The sequence below is a fragment of the Oscillochloris sp. ZM17-4 genome (assembly GCF_019599295.1).
Classification (GTDB): Bacteria; Chloroflexota; Chloroflexia; order Chloroflexales; family Chloroflexaceae; genus Oscillochloris.
This window is the reverse complement of record NZ_JAIEWN010000004.1, coordinates 1-3371: the sequence shown is the minus strand read 5'-3', so window position 1 is coordinate 3371 and position 3371 is coordinate 1. Positions and strand designations below refer to the sequence as shown.

General features: G+C 67.7%; 2 protein-coding genes and 1 pseudogene. 1 reads left to right on the top strand and 2 read right to left on the bottom strand.

The genetic code is table 11. The features are described 5' to 3' along the window. Positions 1-520: pseudogene (locus tag K2Z83_RS04965) on the bottom strand (hypothetical protein); the annotation flags it as partial. A gap of 872 nt (positions 521-1392) precedes the next feature. Between K2Z83_RS04965 and K2Z83_RS04960 the strand changes: the two are divergent. Further along, positions 1393-2640: a GNAT family N-acetyltransferase gene (locus K2Z83_RS04960; protein ID WP_220594082.1), complete on the top strand. Its 1248-nt coding sequence runs from the start codon at positions 1393-1395 to the stop codon at positions 2638-2640. Between the two features lie 58 nt (positions 2641-2698). On the opposite strand, the gene K2Z83_RS04955 is transcribed toward K2Z83_RS04960, so the two are convergent. Continuing rightward, positions 2699-3295, bottom strand: a complete 597-nt coding sequence (locus K2Z83_RS04955; protein ID WP_220594081.1) for a cyclopropane-fatty-acyl-phospholipid synthase family protein — start codon at positions 3293-3295, stop codon at positions 2699-2701. Positions 3296-3371 lie beyond the last annotated feature (76 nt).

The window sequence follows — 3371 nt, the reverse complement described above, 5'->3', positions numbered from 1 at the left end:
CCTGAACCGCCGGCGTCGCGCCGATGTACGGCACGGTCTCGGATAGGTCCAGGCTAAAGTCCACGACGGGGGAGATCATGACGACCCGCACATCCGTCGCAAGGTCGGACAGCTTCGTCGCGTCAATATCAAGCATCACCGCGTTGAGCAGGATCTTCGTCCGGCCCAGCACCCTGACGGTCGGGTCGAGCTGCCTGATGCGGGCGATGATCGCGTCCTGCTCGGCGGCGACGGCGACGCCCTGGGCCTGCTGGTTCGTCATGAGGGCGGCCGGCGACTTGCTCAGGCGAACGACCACTGATGTGCGGCCTGAGGCGACCGCAATGTCGCGGCTGATCTTGTTGGGCGCGGTCACGGGCTCGGGCAGGCGGATCGCGTCGATGCCGGCGGGGGGCGCCGCGCCGAGGCGTGCCCCCCCGCCCTGGGCGGAGACGCGCGGGATGCCGAGGAGCGCGAAGCTGAGCAGCATCAGCATACTGAGGATACGGAACGTCACGTTATTTCTACCGGGAAGCATCATCGCCCTCCCCTCCTGAGCTAGGCATAGATACGAGCGGGGCAGGTTGTGTGGGCCTGGAAGCTCGCTGCATGCGCGTGTGTGTTGCCACCGTGTGTTGGAGCTGTCTTCGCCGTGGGGGGGTGTGCTGGTGCTGGCGGCGGAACAATACGGGTTGATCTGGGATAGTTGTAGTTGAGTTGAGTCTTCCCGCGCTCCTTTCTTCTCGGCTCAAGCAAGATGCGAGCCCATGATGGGGCTCGGCGCATTGAGATCCGGCCCGTGCCGTCGCCGCTATCGCGCCCCGCCGCCCGTGCGCTCGCAATGTACACACATCAGATGGGGACAGTCATGGGGGCGTAAACCCAATACCTTACAACTAAGGAATCTACCGCCGCACAGCCCTCACCCCCCAGCCCCCTCTCCCAGAGCGGGAGAGGGGCCGGGGGCTTCGACGTGAGCTCAGCCGAACGGGTGAGGGGGCAAGGCCGGCGCACGATCAGCGTATTTGAACGGTATTGGGCGTAAACCTGTCAGGTGCGGCCCCTGATGCATCAGGATTCGGTCATTTCATCGCTGGCCGCACCTGACAGGTTTCATAGGCATTACTACTGCGTGTAGTTTGTCTGATGGACTGCTGGTTACGCGTCACTCTAGTATCAGGCGTAAAGGATCTATCATGTTACATACATTGTCAAGCGAGCAGGAGGGATTATAACGAGAACGTCATCTCACATATATAGCGCTGTAGGACTATCCGCACCCGAGTCGCAAGCACATTTATGGATAGGCCACAGCGGCGTAATGATGCACAAACGCACGATAGTCGCAGCAAGCAGACGCCGTCGGATCGCGCGATCCGACGGCGCTGCCGCAGCAGAGGAGGCATGTTCTCTATGAGTGATTTGTCAGATACGCGGCCGGCGATCCGCTGGCCCCAGAGCGGCGAGGATGTGGAGCGGCTGGCCGCCTTCCACGGCACGATCCACGGGCCGGGCCTGGTGGATATGTCGCTCGCCCTGATGCGCGAGCACCCGCACGCCGCGCGGCCAGAGAACTGGCTGTTTGTGGAGGATGCGGGGTCGGGCCAGATCGACGCCGGGCTGTGCCTGATCCCGTGGATGATCCGCTACGGCGATGTGACCCTGCGCGCCGGCGAGATGGGGATTGTCGGCACCGCCGAGGGCCAGCGCGGGCGCGGGCTGATCCGCGCCCTCAACGCCCAGTTCGACGCGCTCCTGCGCGCGGACGGCTACGACATCAGCATCATCCAGGGCATCCCGTACTTCTACCGGCAGTTCGGCTACGAGTACGCGCTGCCGCTTGAGTCCTGGTGCCGGGTGGAGCTACACAGCATCCCGCCGGCCGAGGGTGAGACCTACCACATGCGCGTGGCCGTCGCCGCCGACATCCCCGCGCTGATGCGGCTCTACGATGAGGCCGGCGCGCAGCTGGATGTCAGCGCCCTGCGCGATGAGGCGACCTGGCGCTTTCTGCTCGGGCCGGGCGCGCAGATCGAGACCGCCGGCGAGTGCTGGATGCTGGAGGGGCCGGGCGGGGCGCCGGCCGGCTACCTGCGGGTGATGGCGGCCGGCTTCGGCGATGGCCTGATCTGTGGGGAGGCCTCGCTGATGCGCGCCGACGCGGCGCTGGCGGCGCTGCGCTGGCTGACGCGGCTGGCCGGCGAGCGCGGTAAGCCCTACCTGCGGCTGAACCTGCCGCAGGGTCACATCCTCAACCAGCTGGCCACCCGCCACGGGGCCAGCCCGTGGCGGGCCTACGCCTGGCAGATCCGCCTGATCGACCCGCCCGCGCTGCTCCGGCGGCTGGCCCCGGTCTTCGAGGGGCGCCTGGCCGGCGGGCCGTTCGCCGGGCTCACGCGCGATCTGGCGATCGATATGTACCGCAGCGCGCTGACGCTGCGCTTCGCCGGGGGGCGTCTGGCCTCGGTGGAGACGGAGGCGCCGGGTGGGCCGCACGACCTGCGGGTGCCGCCGCAGCTGCTGGCGCCGCTGCTGTTCGGCTGGCGCAGCCTCGATGAGCTGAGCTATGCCTACCCCGACCTGTACGCCTCGGACGAGGCGAGGCTGCTTGTCGAGGCGCTCTTCCCGCCGACGGAGGCCTTCCTCTACGGCATCTACTGATGCCGCGTACGTGTAGGGACGCAGCGCGCTGCGTCCCTACGCGCGTGTGAGTCATGCCTTACCTGCGGCGCAGGTAGAACCAGGCCGAGTTCCAGCGCGTGTCGACCACGGTCGTCTTGCCGTGCTCGACATGCTCGAACAGAAAGTCGTCGGTGAACAGGTCGCGGATGGTCGCCTCGGAGACGCCGAGGGGCTCATCGGGGCGGTTGCGCAGGTGGGCGAAGAGCAGGTAGAGGCCGCCGGGGCGCAGCAGGCGGCGCAGCTCGCCGGCGTAGTCGCGCAGATCGTCGCCGTGGAAGGCGTGCATGCAGCCCACGTCAATCGCCAGGTCGTAGGGCGGCTCCAGGAAGGGCATGTGGGTGACCGACCCCTGGTGCAGGCGCACCTGGCCGGCCACGCCGGCGGCGGCGACGCGGGACTCGGCCAGGGTGATCGCCTCGGGCACGAAGTCGACCCCGTCGGCATGCCAGCCGCGCTGGGCCAGGTAGATGCAGGCCCGCCCCGAGCCGCTGCCGAGGTCGAGCAGGCGGCCGGGCGGCAGCTGGTCGGCGATGGCGACGACCTCGGGCGGGGGCAGGTCGCGGTCCCAGGGCAGGTCGCACTCGCGGTAGCGGCGCTGGAGCGCCTCGAATCGGCTCGGGGTGGGGTCGGTCATAGGGTGGGCTCCTCGGGGTAGGCGGCGTTTGGATCACGAAGGGCGCGAAAGTGGGCGGCTGTCGCTAGCAACAATA

Excerpts from the sequence above, each read along its gene's own strand:
- K2Z83_RS04960 (WP_220594082.1), top strand. The coding sequence starts at position 1,393 with ATGAGTGATTTGTCAGATACGCGGCCGGCGATCCGCTGGCCCCAGAGC.
- K2Z83_RS04955 (WP_220594081.1), bottom strand. The coding sequence starts at position 3,295 with ATGACCGACCCCACCCCGAGCCGATTCGAGGCGCTCCAGCGCCGCTAC.